Source organism: Veronia pacifica, assembly GCF_001707825.1.
Lineage (GTDB): Bacteria > Pseudomonadota > Gammaproteobacteria > Enterobacterales > Vibrionaceae > Veronia > Veronia pacifica.
The window spans coordinates 1-17,566 of the sequence record NZ_LYBM01000066.1; the positions used below are offsets into that span (position 1 = coordinate 1).

Here is a 17,566-nt window from a genome sequence, read left to right on the forward strand (position 1 = left end):
TTGGACTAGTTTTTGGGGTGCAGGTCAATCGTACCAATATGGATCATCGAAAAAACGGTTGTAAAAAAAGTTACGTTGATTTTCTTCCCAACCAAGCGCGTTTGTAAGTTCAAGAATTACTGAGCTAGCCTCTGCTTCATCAGTTTTGATAAGGGATTGAGCTTTGTTCAGTTGTAATTTTATATCTTGTTCTGTCATGATTTTGCATTTATATGGTTTGTTTCTTATTTATAACAAGAAAAAAGTAAAGTTTATAACAAATAATTTATGGTTCAATCATGACAGGATGCGTTTTGATCTTGCCTAGCAAACTGACCACTTCATAGGCAGGGTGGGCTAAATACGTACGATCTGATTTTTTGTAGTGGTAGTGCGCCTGGTTAGTGATTCAAATTTAGAGAGTTTGCCCTAGCTTCAAGTTTGAAGTGGACACTTAACCTGATTTATGTTCGGTTTTATAAGCTTAATCGTTTTCTGGGGTGACCTGCTCCCCAAAAACTAGACCATGCAGCACTAAGTCAAAAACCCATTAGTTTTTATTATCGAAAATTAAATCGGGTACCTTATCTTGCCAACTCAATTTTGTCCAAAAATAATTCAGGGCAATAGCACTACTCGAGTCTAATACCGAAGTTTTAGATAAGAAAATTTTATCTAATATTTTCCATCAATCAGGATGTAGGATTTCCCGATACTTGTCGTGTGTGATGAGGCTGATAGCTTCTCGAATACACGGTATAAATATCTATGTCGGCCAACTTGTCCAATTTAATTCATGTATCCCATATTGGTGTCTTTTCCTGCTAAGGACTTTGGACAATCCTCTACAAGGTGGAGAAGTTAATGCGTGCAGACAATCGCAAATTTCACTCCTGAATGATATTGGAAAAATAGCAGGACTTATATTGGACACTTTGGGGTTTATCACACTGCTAGGTGCACAAAGAGGTTCCATGCAATCTGCTGACAATCAAACGTTTAAAATAATATCTTCAATTATTCTGGTTCAAGGAGGAATTTTACTTTACTGGATTATTACGACTGATAACTTTTTTAACTTCACTGGTTTCACCACATTATCAAATATAAGCATGCTGTCGTGGGGCATAGCCGCTTTGGTTATTTTCTTACATGTTTGGGGGGCGGCAGGTATCTCTAATGTACGCGAACACATGTTTAAGTTTAATAAACTAAAATGTTTGGCTCTACTGGGTGCTCTAGTTTCTGGCTTTTTTGAAGAAATATTATTTAGAAAAATATTGATGGATTACCTTCAAGAAGAAGGTTTCAGTGATTTCATTCAAATAATTATTTCTGGCCTAGCATTTGGAATCGCACACTTAGTATGGGGTGGTAAGGCTTTATCAGCGGCTGTTAATGCTACTTTTTATACTTTTTTACTGGGTGCTGGTCTTGCGCTTATCTATATAATGAGCGAGAGAAATGTAGCGCTTTGCATTATCGCGCACACAATAACGACTGGCTTAATCGAACCAGGTTTAATAAAGGCAGCAGTATTAAATAAATTGGATTATTTTAAAGAGCGCACCTAACAAGGCTTTTTAAGCTGGACAAATTACAGTTGGCTTTTTGTTGGCATCTCACTGACTTTTAGCCAGCAGTAATTTGCCGCTTAAAACGGCGTTATATACCTATAGGATGACACTTTGAAACCACTGATAGTAACTTTATGTGGAAGCGTTAAATTTGAGCAGGCATTTATTGATGCTAATTTCACAGAAACAATGGCAGGGCATATTGTATTAAGTGTTGGTGGTCTAGGGCCGGGGAAAAAGATCAGACTGACAGAGCGCGAGAGGAAAATGCTCGGTGAACTCCATAAACATAAGATCGCCATATCAGATGAGATCCTCGTTCTGAACGTGGGGGGTTATATCGGGGAGAGCACGGAATCTGAAATTAAATACGCTAAACAACTCGGTAAAGTAGTCCGGTTTCTTGAAGATCAATGAACTGGCTAATATCAAGCATATCGAAGCATTTAAAACTGATCACCAATGCATGACATTATCGGTTTACTTTGGATGTAGTGATGACGAAAAATAGAAAAGGAATATCAGGAAAATACAATGTTACATAGATGTAGAGCCAGAGAGTTAAGACTGCAGCCTGAATTAACTGAGAAATTAGAGGCGTTGTTTGCCCCCACTGAAATGCATTCAACAAAGGCTTGCTTACAAGGACACAATGGCACAGTGTGGACGAATGACCTAAATCACCCTACAGCAGCACAAATTCAGGTAGGAAACGCACATTTTTTTGTCGGTGACTGTCAATATGCCGATGAACTGCTAAACAACTTTAACGAATACATGTGTGCGACTGTTTTTGACGACCAATGGAAAGCAATTATTGAAGAACGCTTCAAAAACCGCTTTAGCATAGATACCCGAACTGTGTTTGAGCATGATCCAGCCCATTTTGACATCGCTAAATTATCCAGGTTAGCCAACGATCTGCCAGTTGGATACAGCATTAAGCCAATCGATCTCAACTTTCTCGAAAGCTCTGAACTACACTCCCTCATCCCCATCACGGGGCCTCAATATAAAAATGCGCAGGACTTTTTGACGCGTGGTTTGGGGTATTGTGTTCTCTTTGACGGTAAAGACGATAAGAACGAGGGAGAGGCAGCTAATTGTGAGCCAACTCAAGCGCAGATGGTAGGCGTAGCAGCCTCATACAATAATTACGATGATGGTATAGAAGTCGACATATGTATTGACGGAGCCCACCGGCAGAAAGGGCTGGCAACAGCAGTCTGCGCGACCTTAATTCTTCACTGCCTTGAACAGGGGCTTTTCCCGTATTGGGATGCTGCAAATGAAAACTCGGTGAAACTCGCGCAGAGACTCGGCTATAAAAAAGCCGGGGTTTACGACTCGTATTATATCTATCGTTTTTTTGAACAAGATTAATAAATCTCGCCCCCTCGGGGGCTATCTGCCTTGCGACGTTTATACCCACATGTGAGCCCTTCTCCGGTCAATAGGCAATAGCATTCTTTTGGCTGCGTCAGCAGCCAATGCTCCCGAACAACAAAGTCGTCTACTTCGTTTTGTCATTTACGCCATTAAGTCGTCGCTTACGGCAAACACATATTGAGGGTCTCTTACTGCGGTCTCGCCGCTGCCTGTCATTCGAGTGACAGAGCCACTAGACACTATTCGGTTAACCCAGACTGGCACTATTCAAAAGTAAGGCTAAACGTTTGTTTTCCAGTTATCTTCAGGCTCAGTTTAGGTGTAAGCAACTTTGTTGTTCGTTTGGGTGCGCACCAATGGAGCGGCTAATCAAAGCAAAGGGGCTTGGACAACATTCGGCACAGCAGACCATTCGGGCTTAATGGCCATTGAACTCAGTCGGCAATGTGCGCTTTCTCAGCACCAGTTAGACCTTCAGCTCACCCCATTGTGCGACTTATTCGGGTAAGAACCGACATTCATCAAACACGGTTTTGTTCCTCAACATAAAGTAGACACAGCGCCCCAGCTTATGCGCAAAGCCAGATGAGTTTCGAGAACTTTTCGGTGACGGTGACAGCGCTGATAGCGATATGCTTGAGCTTCTTCGGGAGGCAAAGCTCGAAAGTCTAAGACAACATCCTGAATGTTCTGGCCGGGGCTATGAAGCTGCCAGCTTGATTCTGTCCAAATCCGCACGAGTAATTGATCCCCTTTCATTATCCTTCGACAGCACATCCCCCTGATTTGCCTTATGTGTCTGAAATTCCTGTCACGCATTTGAATTCACAGTCAGGTTGTTGTTTCTTGGTAGCTGGAACAGCGTTTCCGGCAGTGACATCCAGTGGTCTTTTCACCGTTGCGGGCAGGCGTGATCACGCGGAAACGTAATGACCACTCGCCTATCCGTTCGCGGCGCTGAATGTCCTCATCCGCGTGGGTGAGATGGGAAACGAAAGCTGTATGAAGCCGTTGAATACAGCGTCTAACTTGGAAAATGGAATAATAATGAAAACGTTAGTGTCTAAGGCCATTCTCTCAGCATGCGTGTCTGCGCTGCTGCTTTCATCGACAGCAAGTTATGCTGACTCCCGTAAACTCAACTCAGATATCGTCGCTTTGGAAACGGGCATGGTGGTTACCCACCCTATCATGGCCGTTGAATTACTGCCTGCGCCAGGCAAAGAATTGATGGTGTTAGGGGCGCAAAACAACCAACGGGTGCTCCAGATATACACAAACAATTCCATTCGCGAATACGTCAAAGCCAGAGAAATAGTGGTGCCGGACAGCCTCCATCGGTTTGATATCAGTCAGTATCAGGAAGGAACCAATCAGCAGGTCTATTTCCTCTCTTCCGATACACTCTTTTTGTTCAACCCAACGGCGGTTAACCCATTTGAGAAGGTGGTGAACGTTGCCACCACAATGCCGAATAAAAACAGTGACTATTTAGCAAAAGATGATTTTTTGTTTGATGACAACAATGACGGAGTGGCAGAGGCTCTGATCCAAGGTTTCACACAGGTCAGTGTGCTCAAATTCAGTGACAAAAGCGTGCTGAAACGCGACTACCCTATCGCCGCGAAAGCGACAATCAATGGCGAGATCGTGACATATCAGCCACCGGAAATTCTGGTTGAAGACCTTAATTTCGATGGCCTCAACGACCTCATTGAGCTACAAAACGGTCAAATTACCTATTACCCGCAGACAAAAGATGCACTTTTCAGTCAACAAGCGGCCGTTGTCCCGCTAAAGGCTGATTTTTTAGTCGATGACTGGTGGGACAAAAAAGACTCCGATGGACGTTCACTGGACCAAAGCAACCTGTCGTTACGCCGCATTGCACACCTTGAAGACATCAATAATGATGACATTCCCGACCTGATTGTGATCAACACAACCAGTAACGGCGCCCTCGATCGCACTAACGACTATGAGATTTATCTGGGTCAGAAGAAAACCAACACGCTCTCATATAACGACAAGCCCGATTCAGTATTAACGGCTGACGGGACACTGGGCAGGCTGAAAGTGGTGGATATCGACAACGACAATCGCAAAGAAATGATGCTTAGCGGTGTGGATATCGGCGTCTCCCAGATCATCAGTGCGTTGGTCTCAGGCAGTGTTGATCAGGATGTCTATCTGTTTGGGATGACGAAAAACAACCGCTTTTCTTCCAAGCCGATTATCAGCAAGGAAACCGAGCTCAGCTTTAGTATCAGCTCCGGCACCGCAGGAAATGCACTTACCCAGCTGGCCGACTTCAACGGAGATGGCCTCAAAGATCTGGTGCTCTCAAGCGGCGACAGCAAGTTAAAAGTCTTCTTTGCCAATCGCTCCTCAACACGCTTCGAGCGGCTGAGTAAAAGTATGTCTGTTGACATACCCGGGCAAGGTAACGATGTGACTGCCGCCGACATTAATAACGACGGCATTGATGAATTACTGCTGAAATATTCTCGTCTTGATGAGCCTGAGCTTCAGTCAAAGATCTTGCTGATAAAGCCTAAAAATGGCTAGTCAGGGAAAAAATAACCAGCCGGGGCCCATCATGCGGCCTCGCCCTTTTTTGCCTGTGCCGGCAGATGCGATACGGCTAAGGAAGAGAAATGGACGTCATCACCATTATTCATGTCGCGTTCGCTGTCATCGGAACAGACTGAAAGGCGTTAACAGGACAAGGCCTGACGGGTGGGGACAAGGTCAGTGAAGAGCTCAAAGAGCGTATTAATTTCACCGACGTGGGCGAGGTCCGGGTTCATGCCTATTTGTAATCGAACATCCCTTATTGCGCCTTTGGCGAGATCAACAGGAGTCAGGACACCTTGCTCAATTTTTCTGTCGACGTCATGAGTGGGTAACCAGCCAAATCCCAGTCCTTTTTCGACGGCACTCAGCGCCATGGCGAGGCTGCTCACCGTGAGTCGCTGATGTGACCCCAGCCAGCCGCTGTCGATATCCTGCTGACCGGAATCTCTGATCACCACCTGCCGGTATTGTTTCAAATCGGGTTGACGCACCTGAACCTCACCCGCCAGAGGAAAGTCTGGTGAGCAAACACAACGAAGCGCAAGGTGGGTGATTTATGTGGGGTAAATTCATCGCGTGCAGACGGTCGCAAATTTACGCCATAGCTGATGTTGGGCAATATTCACGCATTATATTGGGCGCGTTGGGGTAGATGAACCCGTTACCTTTCATGGTGATACCATTGACAATTACATCCGTGTCGGAAGATGTGCCTTTGGCGTACTACCATTTGATCATCGCGTTTGGCGCAACGCTCTGTGCATTGTCTTTTATCTATTTGGTGTTTACTCAAAAATACACGGTCACGAAAAATGCAATATTCACCCTCTTGCTCTTTTCCGGTATGTATTATTTGGCGTACTCGCTGGTAGATAAGTTCTATGAATTGTCTTTAAAGGGGGAATACATTGAATTGAAGTATGCTCCGCCCAGCAGAGATAGGATGTTGTCGAAACATGAGGTGAGTTCCGTCACCTTTGGCTCTTCGGGCCGATCGGGCAGACGGTGCTATGTTGCCCTCAATCTCCTCTCAGGAAAGAGGTACAAAAGCGCCCCGCTTATCGGCGACGTCAGGTATTATCAGCGTGTAAGTGTCGACCTTCAAAAACAGCTGAAGTCAGAAAGCTGACGAGCGATCCCAACCCCTGCGCGGCGTGGGTGTTCCGTCCCGTTTGCCCTACTCCGACGCCTCTTTTTTGGCCGTAGGTTCGTAGAGAAATCGGCGTAAAGCCATTGTTTGCGTGGCGTGTCTGAAATTCCAATTACACAGTTGAATTCAGAATCGGGTTATTGTCTTTTGGTGACATAAGCACGGGTTGTGGCTGAGCGACACGCGGTACCTTTCTCTTAAGGTGTAGGCGGGTATTTGGTATAAAAAACAAGGAGAATAAATGATAGTTTATGGCGATTTGCAGTCTGGAAACTGCTTGAAGGTAAAACACATTCTTTCATTTCTCGGTATCGAGCACCAATGGATCCACGTAAATATTCTGGAAAACGAAACAAAAACGCCCGAGTTTTTGTCCATTAACCCAAACGGAAAAATTCCTGCTGTGGTGCTTGATGATGGCAGAGTACTGTGTGAGTCCAATGCTATCCTAGGATATTTTGCGGAAGGCACAGATTTTCTGCCGACTGACCGCTTTCAGAAAGCCAAGGTGTATGAATGGCTGTTCTTCGAGCAATACTCTCATGAGCCGTATGTTGCCGTAGCCCGGTTTATTCAAAAGTATCTCAGCATGCCTGAGAGCCGTGTGGAGGAATTCAATTCACTGCAAGCAGGCGGCAACAGAGCGCTGGCTCTAATGGAGTCTCAACTGGCGACATCCGCCTTCCTTGTGGGCGAGCAACCCAGCATCGCGGACATCGCCCTGTATGCGTACACGCATGTTGCTGACGAAGGCGGATTTAATCTCTCGGACTACCCCAATATTCAACAATGGATTCGCCGTATAGCCGCCATTGATGGTTATGTGGGCATGTCGTAACAACACGCCTGACGCCAGCATTGCAGGTAGGTTTTAGTCCAACACGGCGCGGGAATATGATCACAGGTTATGACCCTTCGGCGTCATTTTCATAGCGCGCGGTGTTGGTCATTCGGCAGAGGCTGTTGCTCTTTTCACGGCCACAGGCAGAGAGCTTTGCGTGGCCACAAGTGGAGCGCTATTAACGACGATAAACGGAGTGCTTTTAACTGCCACAAGCAGAGCGCTATTCGACCATAAACGGATCGCTTTTAACTGCCACAAGCAGAGCGCTTTTCACGACCATAAACGGATCATTTTTAGGCAATCATAGGTATCGCTGTCAACGGGTGATACACTTTAACAGGCGCAGCCGAACGCGAAGGAAGCAGCTGAGCACTATCTTAAATGGGGGGAATTTGATGGCTATTTCACAAGAACACTTAGCGGGCATTATCAGCCACATGAATGATGATCACGAAGATGCACTGGTATTGTATGCTCACGCGTTTGTAGATAGAAAAGATGTGACGTCAGCGAAGTTAGTCGATCTGGATCGGGATACGATCACCCTTGAGCTTGCAGATGGTGAGCGCCTGATAGTGCCTGTGACCGCCCCTATTGAGACCGCAGGGGACGCGCACAAAGTGCTGGTTGCGATGGTAAAACAAGGCCGCGAAAAGCTTGCCTCATAAGGCTGACCACTCGGTCATGAGCGTCAGTACCCAGCGTAACCGAATCACATATCCACATCATATCGCCAAATCACACCGCTTAGGGCCATGTTATACACTTTCAACGAGAAAGAATGGGGCCCTAAGCTGTTGGTTGCCGAATCTGCGCCAGCTCATCAGGCATTACTGCTAACACCAAAACGGAGAGATATCTGTCGTTATACACGCAGTATTTGTCATCGCGCTTTGCCGGTCTTATCAGCCCTATTTCCTCCCAGTAACGTCTCGCTTTAGTACTGACACCCGCACGATTTTTGAAGTTTCTATCAATTACCTGATTGCAACGAAACCTTCCCGCTCAATCTCACTTATCGGCCGTGATCAAATAAATAGACATACCGCCTTATATGATGGTCACAGGAGACAGTCACTTAAGGAAAGGAAACCATGAAAAAACTATGCATCGCTATCGCGTTGGCAACATGTTCATCGATATCAGTCGCTGACGTGGTGACACATGAGATCACAGCAGAACCCTTTGAGGACATGTTCGGGTGTTTCTCAGACACGGCCAACGCCACAGTAACTTACGATACCCAAGCCGTCGAGCAGTGGAAAAGTGATCACTTTGCGCATTACTTCGATTCAAACGGCACAATCACATTCAGCTGTAATGGCAACGACGTAACCGCTACCGGATTAAACATGTATGTTAGCGAGTATTACGTGTCAATGATGGTTGATAGCTACAGTGGCAGTATTGAGAGAACCTGGTGGGACGAAAAGAAGATTGAAGGGGTAGAAATCAGTATTCAGGGAGAAAATTTGCCTATTGAAGTACCCGCCGAATTACCCGCAATTCGGAAAGATTTACAAGCAGAACACGGCTTCAATATTCATGGCAGAACGCCTGCTGATGATTATTATATCTGGACACACGCAAGATTAACCTCAGTCAATAAAGTCGGCGGGGGTATTACTGCACCGGAACTCGGCGTTGATATCTCACTGGATATTGATCACGGACATGGCTACCTCTATGTTTATGTCCATCAGCTAACAGACAACCAATATGCCGACTACTGGCTGGAGCTGACATTGCCCACCGGCGTCAGTATCCCCATCTCAGAAGTGAAGTCCATGTACCTTGTGGCGGGTACAACCCCCATCACTGAACCGACGGATCCTCTTTACACAAAAATCCATCCTGAATGGCCGAGAGGAGAATATCAGCTGGTCGTCCACATTCTGTCAGAAAAAGGTGAGTACGCGTCAACACAAGCACCTTTTACCTTTTAAGACGAGTCCCCCCCTGAACAGGGCTGCAGATGCAGCCCTGCTTAGCGCCGCGATGCAGACAATCAGCCAGGTCCCCTTCTCTTCTTTTCTTTGCTCTTCTTTGCATTTCTCTTCTTTTCTTTGCCTTTCTCTGCTCTGCCCTGCCCCAGTCATTCTCTTCTGACCAACAATAGGATGAGAAAAATCCATCCTTTTCTTTGATCAAGCGAGAAAAATCACTCGTTCAATCTGGCGACTGTCGATATTGAAGTAACGCATTACCCATACGGATTTTTTAGGTAGACATCATGAAAAATGATAAATAGACCAGATAGTTGTGTAATAAGATTGATGTTCGAAAAAAAGAGTAGGAAATGAGGCGAGTCATCTTTAATTTTGGCAATGGTTGCACAATATATGGATATTCAGTTCCTCAGAAGTTCTCCCGCATTTGAAAGGCATGTGCTTTCTCCCTCTCTGATCTCACTAGCTAATTTTTTCATGTTGATTCTTATGTCGTGGATGATGTTGAGTGTCGATAGCAGTGGAAAAGCGTAGTAGCGAACTGGACCTCACCTTCGACGGCGCCCCATTCCAGTCTCACAACACTGATCATTTATTCCTTTCCCGCTTTCCACTCTAGTAACGACAAAGGGCGGAGTTATCGGGTGTTTGCTTAGTTCTGATTAGAGCCTTTACTACGCCTCTTTTGGAAAATCCCTTGGTCAGTGGCTGATGCGCTCGCTCTGTCCAAAACATCTTGAATCCAGACGGAGTGTAGGGCTACTTGCAGTGCTTACATGATATGGCTATTATGCAGCGACTTAACGGGTTAGAAATCGTTTAAGCACTTAGAAAAACCGACTCACCAAAGTTTTTTCAACATTTTAAGTGTCAATTAATATCATGAAGAAAGGTTTTTCAAGAGTACGTCGTAATCGTCATTCTATCTATAAAATGCAAGGTAATCTGCAACCCGCTTTAATTCCTGAGCAAAGACTTGAAATTATTGGTGGGGTTTATCACAAGATAGTGATGAAGGAACATCATTGGACTGAAGCTTTCAAGTATCAAAAGAAGCGCGGATTGAATAACGCTTCCTCCATTAAAGTTTGCCGAGGTTGGCATGATTTCTGTGTTCTTAGCATTAATCCAAACACAATATTTGTAGATATACCTGTTGATTCAAGCCATGGCCATTCATCAATCGCTGGAGGTAGGGATGTAATAATGGCTGGAGAAATCCGCTTTGATGATTTAGGGCAAATTATTGAATGGAATAATAAATCAGGTCATTATGCTGTAGGTAGCCATCATCGTTTTCGTACTGATACTGACTTATTAAATCACATACATATGCGCATCCCTAGAACGTCTCAAGGTATGTCATATTTACCAAGAGATAAATTCAGAGCTTGGGATGGAGAGATTTAATTGCTGTTGCCTTCCATTCAGTAGTGCCCACTTCTAAATGATGTAAAGCGCAAAGATATCCAAAGCAAGATCGTGAACACTATTTGAATAAAACAGTTCAATTTGACGGTCACATCTTGCTTTGATCATATACTCTCTGTTAACGCAAGACTATGGTGCCCATCCAAGCTTTTCTCAGTTCTTTTCTATTATCTAAGACCGACAACAGTCAGAAAAAATAGAAGAAAGCACCAATGTTAAGCACACCCAGTGCCCTGCCCCAGCCATTCTGTTCTGACCAACAACACGACGAGAAAAACCCATCCTTTTGTTTGATCAAGCGGGAAAATCACCCGTTCAATCTGGCGACTGTCGTTATTGACGTAACGCATTACCCATACCGATTTTTTAGGTAGACATCATGAAAAATGATAAATAGACCAGATAGTTGTGTAATAAGATTGACGTTCGAAAACAAGAGTATGCGACATGAAAGACGTTATCGACACCATTCAGACGATCCGTGAGAGCGAATCAAAACAGGCATTAACCGACGCAGTGAATAAGAGTTTCTCCATCGTCGGGTTTGAGCATTTCTTGTTGGGATACGTCAGTCATGAGTCGATGATGTCGTCTGACACAACCATCCTTGATAACTACCCCAAACCATGGCGACACCTTTATGACAGTGAAAGCCTGATCAACAAAGACCCGATTGTTCACTACTGCATGCATCAGTCATCTCCTCTTATCTGGCATAACCTAAAACAGAAACATCTGGATAAAGACCAAAAAGCGCTGATGCATGAGGCCAAAAACCACGGGCTGGCGCATGGGTTCAGTGTTCCCCTGCATGGCTCCCGGGCTGACTTTGGCATTTTAAGCTTTGCCAGCAGCCAACACGATCACCCGGATATTGAGCTTGCGATACAAAAAGCGCAGATACTGGCTCCCGCTATTCTTGATAAGCTGACGGCACTCAAAAAGAAAGTCGATGTGAAGCTGACCAAACGCGAAACCGAGTGTCTGCTTTGGGTCTCGGAAGGAAAAAGCTCCTGGGAGATCTCGATGATTATCGGCTGCTCCGAAAGAACGGTGGTTTTTCATCTGACCAACGCCACCAACAAGCTTGGCTGCACCAACCGTTATCAGGCGGTATCAAAGGCCATTATTCTGGGCCTTATTTCGCCATTGATGTAAGGGGCGGTCTGCGCCCTTTCGAGCGCTGCCACCCTGAGTTCCCCGGCCTACCCTGCTCCGTATCCCTTTTGTCATAACCGACGGCTGTTTGTTTTAATGTGGTAGAGTCAGACAGCCTCTTTAACAGGTTGCCAGAACGGATAATCCGTGTAGCCCTTATGGTCGCCGCCATAGAGGGTATTGGGGTCCAAATCGTTCAGCGGGCCATTCATCCGTATACGCCCGACCAAATCCGGGTTGGCAATAAACAAGGCACCGAATGCCACGCCGCTGCAAAGAGCTGCATCCAACACTTTATCCGCAATCTCGCCGCCGACCGGGCCATCTGCCGCGTGTTCGTGGGGATTGAGAATCAACGGGCTGGTCAGCTTGGTTTTGAGTATCTCGGTGATCGCTCTGACGTTGGCTTCCATGATGTGCACGAAGGCCAGCTCAGGCAGGGCATCAACCAGCGCACTGTAAAGCGCTTCGGTATCTTCCTCGACAATGTCATTGTAAGGGTTGGCCGGAGACAGGCGGATCCCGGTGCGGTCTGCGCCAATTTCCTTGACCACCGCATCGACGACTTCCAAGGTAAAGCGCAGGCGGTTCTCCATACTGCCGCCGTAGTTGTCCTCACGGCAGTTGGTGTTACTGGCCATAAACTGGTGCAGAAGAAAGCCGTTTCCGGCGTGGATCTCAACGCCATCAAACCCTGCCCGTATGGCATTGGCGGCAGCAGTGGCAAAGCCTTGTATCGCCGCATGGATATCTTCATCCGTCATGGCTTTTGGCACCGGAAAATCTGCCATGCCGGACGGGGTAAACGTCTGCCCTGCCGCTTTTATCGCCGAAGGAGCCAGAGGCTGATGAGCGGAAGGATAAAGAGAGGGGTGACCAATCCGTCCGCAGTGCATCAGCTGAGCAACCATTTTACCGCCCTGTCTTTTCACCTCGGCAGTGACGGCACGCCAAGCCTCAACCTGCGCCTCAGAATGCAGGCCCGGCGAGTTCATAAAACCCTGCCCCTGAATATCCGGCTGAATGCCTTCAGAGACAATCATCCCTGCACCGGCACGCTGACCATAGTAAGTCGCCATTATCGGTGTCGGCAGACCCTCAAAGGTCGCCCGGTTTCTGCTCATTGGCGCCATGACAAAGCGATTTTTTACCGAGATGGCACCATACGACGTTGCTGTGAATAATGTACTCATTATCAATCCTTGAACATTAACTAAAGAGGTTGTCGGTCTCTTGTGTTGGATGGAAGGTGGTGTTGGGTGACAGGTTGTGTTGTCTGCCCGGCCGCCCGCTGAGCCAGTAACATGGCGGCGATGATCAGCGCAGCACCTGCCCCCTGCTCTGCATTCAGATGTTCTCCCAGAACCAGATAGCCCAGAAAGGTGGCTGACAGCGGACTGAACAGGCTGATAACTGACACTACAAACGCAGGTAAACGCTGAATACTGCGGAACCAGATAATGTAAGTCAGCAGTGCACCAATCAGGCACAGGTAGCCAAGTCCTAGGTAATTTTCTGCTGTCATGTTGATGGGAAATGGTTCCCACCAGATTGCCAGAGGCACCAGAACCACACCGCCAATGGTCAGCTGCCAGCCGGTGATATCGAGCAAAGATACCCCTTCAGGCTTACCCCATTGCTTGGCCAGCACCACACCGAGTGCCATACTGACGGCTCCCATCACGCTGGCGATCACTCCCTGGGTATTCAGGACAGCATCAGATTTAAGCACCAGTCCAGCGACCCCGAGACAGCCTAATGCACAGGCCACAAAGTGCATGGGGGTAAACGACTGGCGGAACAATACTGCGCTGAACAACAGCACCCAAAGAGGCTGGGATGACAGCAGAAGGGCAGCAATGCCACCGGGCATCGAATAAGCCGCCAGAAACAAAAAATAGAAGAAAGCACCAATGTTAAGCACACCCAGCACCAGTGCCCTTCCCCACCAGATCCCAGTAGGGAGACGGCGGCAAAACAGGAGTAAAAGAAGTCCCGCAGGCAGTGCCCGGAATACCGCACTCCAAAGCGGAACGCCTTCCGGTAGCCATTCTGAGGTCACCACATAGGTACTGCCCCATATCATCGGCACCAGCGAGGCCAGTGCCAGATCACGCAGCATCGACGACATGGCGGGCTCCCGAATCCGTGGTACCGGTATACCTGTTACCCTCCATATCAGCACGCCGCTTTAATGAAAAAGCCAGCCACCCAGCGTCCACATTAGTCATTAATTTCGCGTCCCTGGCATCTATCATGCCTGCATCCTGAATGTTCTCTTTCATTACGTCTTCCTTAAAAACAGGTCTGGATGTTGGTTAGAAAATATTGAGTGGCAGTACATAAGCGGTGCCGTCAACGAGGACTAATGTAAGAAACAACGGCGCGCAAAAATAGCTGGTATATGTTGCAGGTTTTTGCCAAACCCTCTCTGTGGAAGACCATACCCAAACGCCTTGCAGACAGGCATTCAGCACAGAAAAAAGGCGTGTGTATATTGGCATCAGGGAGCAGAGGGAAAACCGGCGCGCCACCGGAAAAGGTGATGAAAAGAGTAACAGTGGACGGAAAAAGAGAGAATGAAGGAGAGAGTCAAAGGAACAGATATCGCCCCGGGTGACGGGGCGTGACTTATCGCGGGTGACGGGGCGTCACTTACAAGTAGCTATTTATAGATCACCATAAAGTTGGGATTGGCGACAAAGCCGTGCTTTTCATAAAAGCCTTCTTTACCCGCACGGGAGAACAGTATGGTCCGTTTGTGGTCAGCCACCTTTTCTTTCAGTCCGGCCAGTATCTGACTGCCTATCCCCTGCCCCTGATAGTCAGGATGAACCGCTATATCGCAGACAATGGCGCAGTACGCGCCATCAGCCAGCACTCTCCCCGCCGCGATAAGGGTGGATTCACTGAAGACAAAACACACCTCTTTACTGTTGGAAAACGCCGTCGCCAGCGCGTCACTGTCTTTGTTGCCCATACCTGCCTCAAAATAAAGCTGACTGAGTGTCGGCCAGTGTATGTCTGAGCAGTCTGATTGCCATAATAAGGATTTCATCGGTCTTCCATCTGCGTTTTCTTTTATCGTAATCCAGTGAGGGCAGAAAAATAACCTGACACATTTTACAGTGCTGCCAGCCGTTATCTTTTACGGAGTAGCTATCTTTCACAAAAGCAGTCATTTTGCACAAAGCAGTTATCTTTCACAGAAGCAGTTATCTCTCACAGAGGCAGTCATCTTGTAAAAGAGAACATGCTTGGCGCGACCTGACAGACAAAGACAGCCAGCCGCCTTCTCCAGAAACCTCTGATTCTCTTGGCAACTGACAAAGAACATGTCCAGACTCGCAGACTTTTCGGCTGACTGTCGCGAGCCAATATAACGATAGGCTAGGGTAGCAGGGCATGGAAGGATAACCACCCGATCAGGCCGACAGCTATTGCATGACAGCACGTCTGAACAGCCTGATCCCGATAAGGAAAACAGCATGACCGACAGCCACTATACCGTCAGACGTATTAGCCATTTTCAGCTCAGTAAGAGCGACGAGCAGGACAGACGGGAGAGCGATCTCAGTTATCCCCTTAGCCTCTCACCCAAAAGCGACGGCGTTTTTGAGATCAGCTATACCCAGCCGGGTACCTGGTTATCATCGTTTCAGGGCATGTCAGATCTGCAACCTCTGGTACCGACACTCGATGCCTTTACCCTGCGTTTTTCGGTCACCGTAAACGGCAAAGAGGGATTGCGTCTGTCTGACGAGCAGGCACTGAAAACCAGCTTCGATGACATTGAACATATCCTGCTCAGAGATAAGTTAATCAATGAGCCGATGAATTTATGCGAACTGGCAACTCCCTTTTTGCTTAAAGACATCAAACCGCTGCTTGGCGACTACAGCAGCTATCTGTCGCTGGAAGAGGGCCTGTATGAGGTCGAAACCGGCAAGATGAAACGCACCTCGTTATATCTCGAACACACCGAAGACCATACCTATATTGATGAGCTCAAAGGCGCCAGAATGGTACAGAGTCTGCTACGCACGACCTGACCAAAGCCTTTGACGATTTCACCGAAGGGGACTTTGAGACGGTGGACAACTACCAGAATGTAAACCTTAACTTCAGACGCTTTATGCTGGACGAGGCGGGGAGGGTGGTCAGACACCTTAATCATCTCAGGGCCAATTCCAAGGTCAATGACAAAAAAGAGGTGCTGTACATCGTTCTTGATGAATCAGACGATGAAGAATAGAGGCGGAGTCACTGCCATCAGCAGGGGGCGTCGCCCCCTGAAATTTCTGGCGATTTCACCCTGAAATTAAATCAAAAAAACACTATATATCATTAGTTTACACGTGAAATTATCATGGCGAACATCGAGAGAAAACGGTGTTGTTCGCCAATCACGGCGAGCAAGCTGTTTGCGTTGCGCCTCTGAAATTCCAATCACACATTTGAATTCATGCTCAGGTTATTGTTTTTTGCTGAGCAGAGCCGGAACGCCGCTTAAGAGATGAACAGCGTAAGCGACCCGCCCTAAACTAAATGCCTACCGGGTGATCAAATTCGCTAAGCAACTCAATATTCTGCTAGTCGCAGTAAAAACTGAATTTCCATCCGGCTTTTTTGGGTTCATGTGATACGAAAACCTAATCATTTGTTAAATCACTGGAAAAGAGTTGAACCTATGTCTTAAAGATGTATCATAAATGCATCTTTAAGACATAATGGAGTTTCCAATGTCAGACTTCAACTTATCCCACAAGAAAGCCTCAAAAGTATCAGAACATATCGCACTGAAAATCACCAAGATGCTCAAGTTTGTATTGAATATTTTCTATGGAAAGAAGTACGCGAAGCGGGCGGTCATTCTTGAGACCATCGCTGCAGTACCAGGTATGGTGGCAGGGATGTTTAACCACCTCAAAGCGTTGCGTCGAATGAAAGATGATGAAGGTTGGATTCGAGAGCTGCTGAATGAAGCAGAAAATGAGCGTATGCACCTGATGATCTTCTTAGATATTGCAAAACCAACTTGGGTTGAACGCCTTTTAGTTTTGTTCGGGCAAGGTATCTTTATTCTTGTTTACAGTTTAATTTATCTGTCTTCTTCTAAGATCGCTCATCGTGTCGTCGGTTATTTTGAAGAGGAAGCTTGTATAAGTTACACCGAATACCTCGAGAAAATCGATAACGGCGAGGTGGAAAACGTCCATGCCCCTGAACTCGCGATCAACTATTATGGGTTGCCAGCAAACGCAAAGCTTAGAGATGTCGTCTTGCGTATTCGTGAAGATGAAGCAGGTCACCGTGACCGTAACCATGGGTTTGCTGACGCCTATGAGCACAAAGAACTTCCCGCTCATCAGATTTAGAGATAGCTGTGACGAGCTCCTAAGCAAAATTGATCATATTGGAAAATGAACAGAGCAGTCAGAATCTGAGTGTATTTCGGCACTCGGATTCTGTGATTTACGTTAGGTGACCTGCTCCCCAAAAACTAGTCCAG

General features: G+C 46.7%; 23 protein-coding genes. 14 read left to right on the top strand and 9 right to left on the bottom strand.

Going from position 1 to position 17,566, the window contains the following annotated elements; translation table 11 throughout:
* Positions 1-24: 24 nt before the first annotated feature.
* Positions 25-198 carry a hypothetical protein gene (locus A8L45_RS24745; protein ID WP_175402058.1) on the bottom strand — a complete coding sequence of 58 codons (174 nt, stop codon included), beginning with the start codon at positions 196-198 and terminating at the stop codon, positions 25-27.
* Positions 199-812: 614 nt separating this feature from the next.
* Between A8L45_RS24745 and A8L45_RS21900 the strand changes: the two genes are divergently transcribed.
* From A8L45_RS21900 to A8L45_RS21910, 3 genes are all read left to right on the top strand, one after another.
* Entirely contained in the window at positions 813-1,553 is a 741-nt protein-coding gene (locus tag A8L45_RS21900; protein WP_175402059.1) for a CPBP family intramembrane glutamic endopeptidase, read from the top strand.
* Positions 1,554-1,667: 114 nt separating this feature from the next.
* On the top strand, positions 1,668-1,973 hold the full coding sequence (locus A8L45_RS21905; RefSeq protein ID WP_068905482.1) for a hypothetical protein: 306 nt from the start codon (positions 1,668-1,670) through the stop codon (positions 1,971-1,973).
* Between the two features lie 117 nt (positions 1,974-2,090).
* A complete protein-coding gene (locus A8L45_RS21910) occupies positions 2,091-2,939 on the top strand; it encodes a GNAT family N-acetyltransferase (protein WP_068905483.1) in 849 nt (282 codons plus the stop codon).
* 546 nt (positions 2,940-3,485) lie between these two features.
* Here the strand turns inward: A8L45_RS21910 and A8L45_RS24750 are convergent.
* Positions 3,486-3,683 (bottom strand): hypothetical protein, encoded by a 198-nt coding sequence (locus tag A8L45_RS24750; RefSeq protein ID WP_175402060.1) that lies wholly within the window; start codon positions 3,681-3,683, stop codon positions 3,486-3,488.
* Between the two features lie 309 nt (positions 3,684-3,992).
* Between A8L45_RS24750 and A8L45_RS21920 the strand changes: the two genes are divergently transcribed.
* Positions 3,993-5,513, top strand: a complete 1,521-nt coding sequence (locus tag A8L45_RS21920) for an FG-GAP repeat domain-containing protein (RefSeq protein ID WP_068905485.1) — start codon at positions 3,993-3,995, stop codon at positions 5,511-5,513.
* A gap of 149 nt (positions 5,514-5,662) precedes the next feature.
* On the opposite strand, the gene A8L45_RS21925 is transcribed toward A8L45_RS21920, so the two are convergent.
* A complete protein-coding gene (locus A8L45_RS21925; protein ID WP_083228484.1) occupies positions 5,663-6,076 on the bottom strand; it encodes a LysR substrate-binding domain-containing protein in 414 nt (137 codons plus the stop codon).
* A gap of 128 nt (positions 6,077-6,204) precedes the next feature.
* On the opposite strand from A8L45_RS21925, the gene A8L45_RS21930 reads away from it, so the two are divergent.
* The 3 genes from A8L45_RS21930 (at position 6,205) to A8L45_RS21940 (ending at position 8,184) form a co-directional block, all read left to right on the top strand.
* Positions 6,205-6,651 carry a hypothetical protein gene (locus tag A8L45_RS21930; protein ID WP_139122451.1) on the top strand — a complete coding sequence of 149 codons (447 nt, stop codon included), beginning with the start codon at positions 6,205-6,207 and terminating at the stop codon, positions 6,649-6,651.
* 262 nt (positions 6,652-6,913) lie between these two features.
* Positions 6,914-7,510 (top strand): glutathione S-transferase family protein, encoded by a 597-nt coding sequence (locus A8L45_RS21935; protein WP_068905488.1) that lies wholly within the window; start codon positions 6,914-6,916, stop codon positions 7,508-7,510.
* A 401-nt stretch (positions 7,511-7,911) separates the two neighbouring features.
* Positions 7,912-8,184, top strand: coding sequence for a DUF2470 domain-containing protein (locus A8L45_RS21940; RefSeq protein ID WP_068905489.1), 273 nt, complete (start codon positions 7,912-7,914; stop codon positions 8,182-8,184).
* Between the two features lie 121 nt (positions 8,185-8,305).
* Here A8L45_RS21940 and A8L45_RS25785 read toward each other — a convergent pair whose 3' ends face one another.
* Positions 8,306-8,494, bottom strand: coding sequence for a MerR family transcriptional regulator (locus tag A8L45_RS25785; protein WP_139122453.1), 189 nt, complete (start codon positions 8,492-8,494; stop codon positions 8,306-8,308).
* 116 nt (positions 8,495-8,610) lie between these two features.
* On the opposite strand from A8L45_RS25785, the gene A8L45_RS21945 reads away from it, so the two are divergent.
* Positions 8,611-9,462, top strand: coding sequence for a hypothetical protein (locus tag A8L45_RS21945; protein WP_068905490.1), 852 nt, complete (start codon positions 8,611-8,613; stop codon positions 9,460-9,462).
* A gap of 870 nt (positions 9,463-10,332) precedes the next feature.
* Positions 10,333-10,875, top strand: a complete 543-nt coding sequence (locus tag A8L45_RS21955; protein ID WP_175402061.1) for a hypothetical protein — start codon at positions 10,333-10,335, stop codon at positions 10,873-10,875.
* A gap of 236 nt (positions 10,876-11,111) precedes the next feature.
* Here the strand turns inward: A8L45_RS21955 and A8L45_RS25570 are convergent, their stop codons facing one another.
* Positions 11,112-11,246, bottom strand: coding sequence for a hypothetical protein (locus A8L45_RS25570; RefSeq protein WP_281181538.1), 135 nt, complete (start codon positions 11,244-11,246; stop codon positions 11,112-11,114).
* Positions 11,247-11,343: 97 nt separating this feature from the next.
* Between A8L45_RS25570 and A8L45_RS21960 the strand changes: the two genes are divergently transcribed.
* Entirely contained in the window at positions 11,344-12,054 is a 711-nt protein-coding gene (locus A8L45_RS21960) for a helix-turn-helix transcriptional regulator (protein WP_068905493.1), read from the top strand.
* 107 nt (positions 12,055-12,161) lie between these two features.
* Here A8L45_RS21960 and A8L45_RS21965 read toward each other — a convergent pair whose 3' ends face one another.
* Genes A8L45_RS21965 through A8L45_RS24755 form a run of 3 tightly spaced genes read right to left on the bottom strand, consistent with a single transcriptional unit; the run spans position 12,162 to position 14,339 of the window.
* Positions 12,162-13,247, bottom strand: coding sequence for an alkene reductase (locus tag A8L45_RS21965; RefSeq protein WP_068905494.1), 1,086 nt, complete (start codon positions 13,245-13,247; stop codon positions 12,162-12,164).
* A 20-nt stretch (positions 13,248-13,267) separates the two neighbouring features.
* The gene (locus tag A8L45_RS21970) at positions 13,268-14,185 is read right to left on the bottom strand and encodes an EamA family transporter (protein ID WP_068905495.1); all 918 of its coding nucleotides are present in this window, start codon (positions 14,183-14,185) and stop codon (positions 13,268-13,270) included.
* The gene (locus A8L45_RS24755; RefSeq protein WP_175402062.1) at positions 14,166-14,339 is read right to left on the bottom strand and encodes a hypothetical protein; all 174 of its coding nucleotides are present in this window, start codon (positions 14,337-14,339) and stop codon (positions 14,166-14,168) included. The genes A8L45_RS21970 and A8L45_RS24755 overlap by 20 nt, the downstream gene beginning before the upstream one ends.
* A gap of 119 nt (positions 14,340-14,458) precedes the next feature.
* Here A8L45_RS24755 and A8L45_RS24760 point away from each other — a divergent pair, with 119 nt between their 5' ends.
* Entirely contained in the window at positions 14,459-14,674 is a 216-nt protein-coding gene (locus A8L45_RS24760; RefSeq protein WP_068905496.1) for a hypothetical protein, read from the top strand.
* A 45-nt stretch (positions 14,675-14,719) separates the two neighbouring features.
* On the opposite strand, the gene A8L45_RS21980 is transcribed toward A8L45_RS24760, so the two are convergent.
* Positions 14,720-15,112 carry a GNAT family N-acetyltransferase gene (locus tag A8L45_RS21980; protein WP_068905497.1) on the bottom strand — a complete coding sequence of 131 codons (393 nt, stop codon included), beginning with the start codon at positions 15,110-15,112 and terminating at the stop codon, positions 14,720-14,722.
* Positions 15,113-15,542: 430 nt separating this feature from the next.
* Between A8L45_RS21980 and A8L45_RS21985 the strand changes: the two genes are divergently transcribed.
* The 3 genes from A8L45_RS21985 (at position 15,543) to A8L45_RS21990 (ending at position 17,432) form a co-directional block, all read left to right on the top strand.
* Positions 15,543-16,106, top strand: coding sequence for a hypothetical protein (locus tag A8L45_RS21985; protein ID WP_068905498.1), 564 nt, complete (start codon positions 15,543-15,545; stop codon positions 16,104-16,106).
* 41 nt (positions 16,107-16,147) lie between these two features.
* A complete protein-coding gene (locus tag A8L45_RS24765; RefSeq protein ID WP_175402063.1) occupies positions 16,148-16,309 on the top strand; it encodes a hypothetical protein in 162 nt (53 codons plus the stop codon).
* A 487-nt stretch (positions 16,310-16,796) separates the two neighbouring features.
* Positions 16,797-17,432, top strand: coding sequence for an alternative oxidase (locus tag A8L45_RS21990; protein ID WP_068905499.1), 636 nt, complete (start codon positions 16,797-16,799; stop codon positions 17,430-17,432).
* The last annotated feature ends 134 nt before the right edge of the window (positions 17,433-17,566 follow it).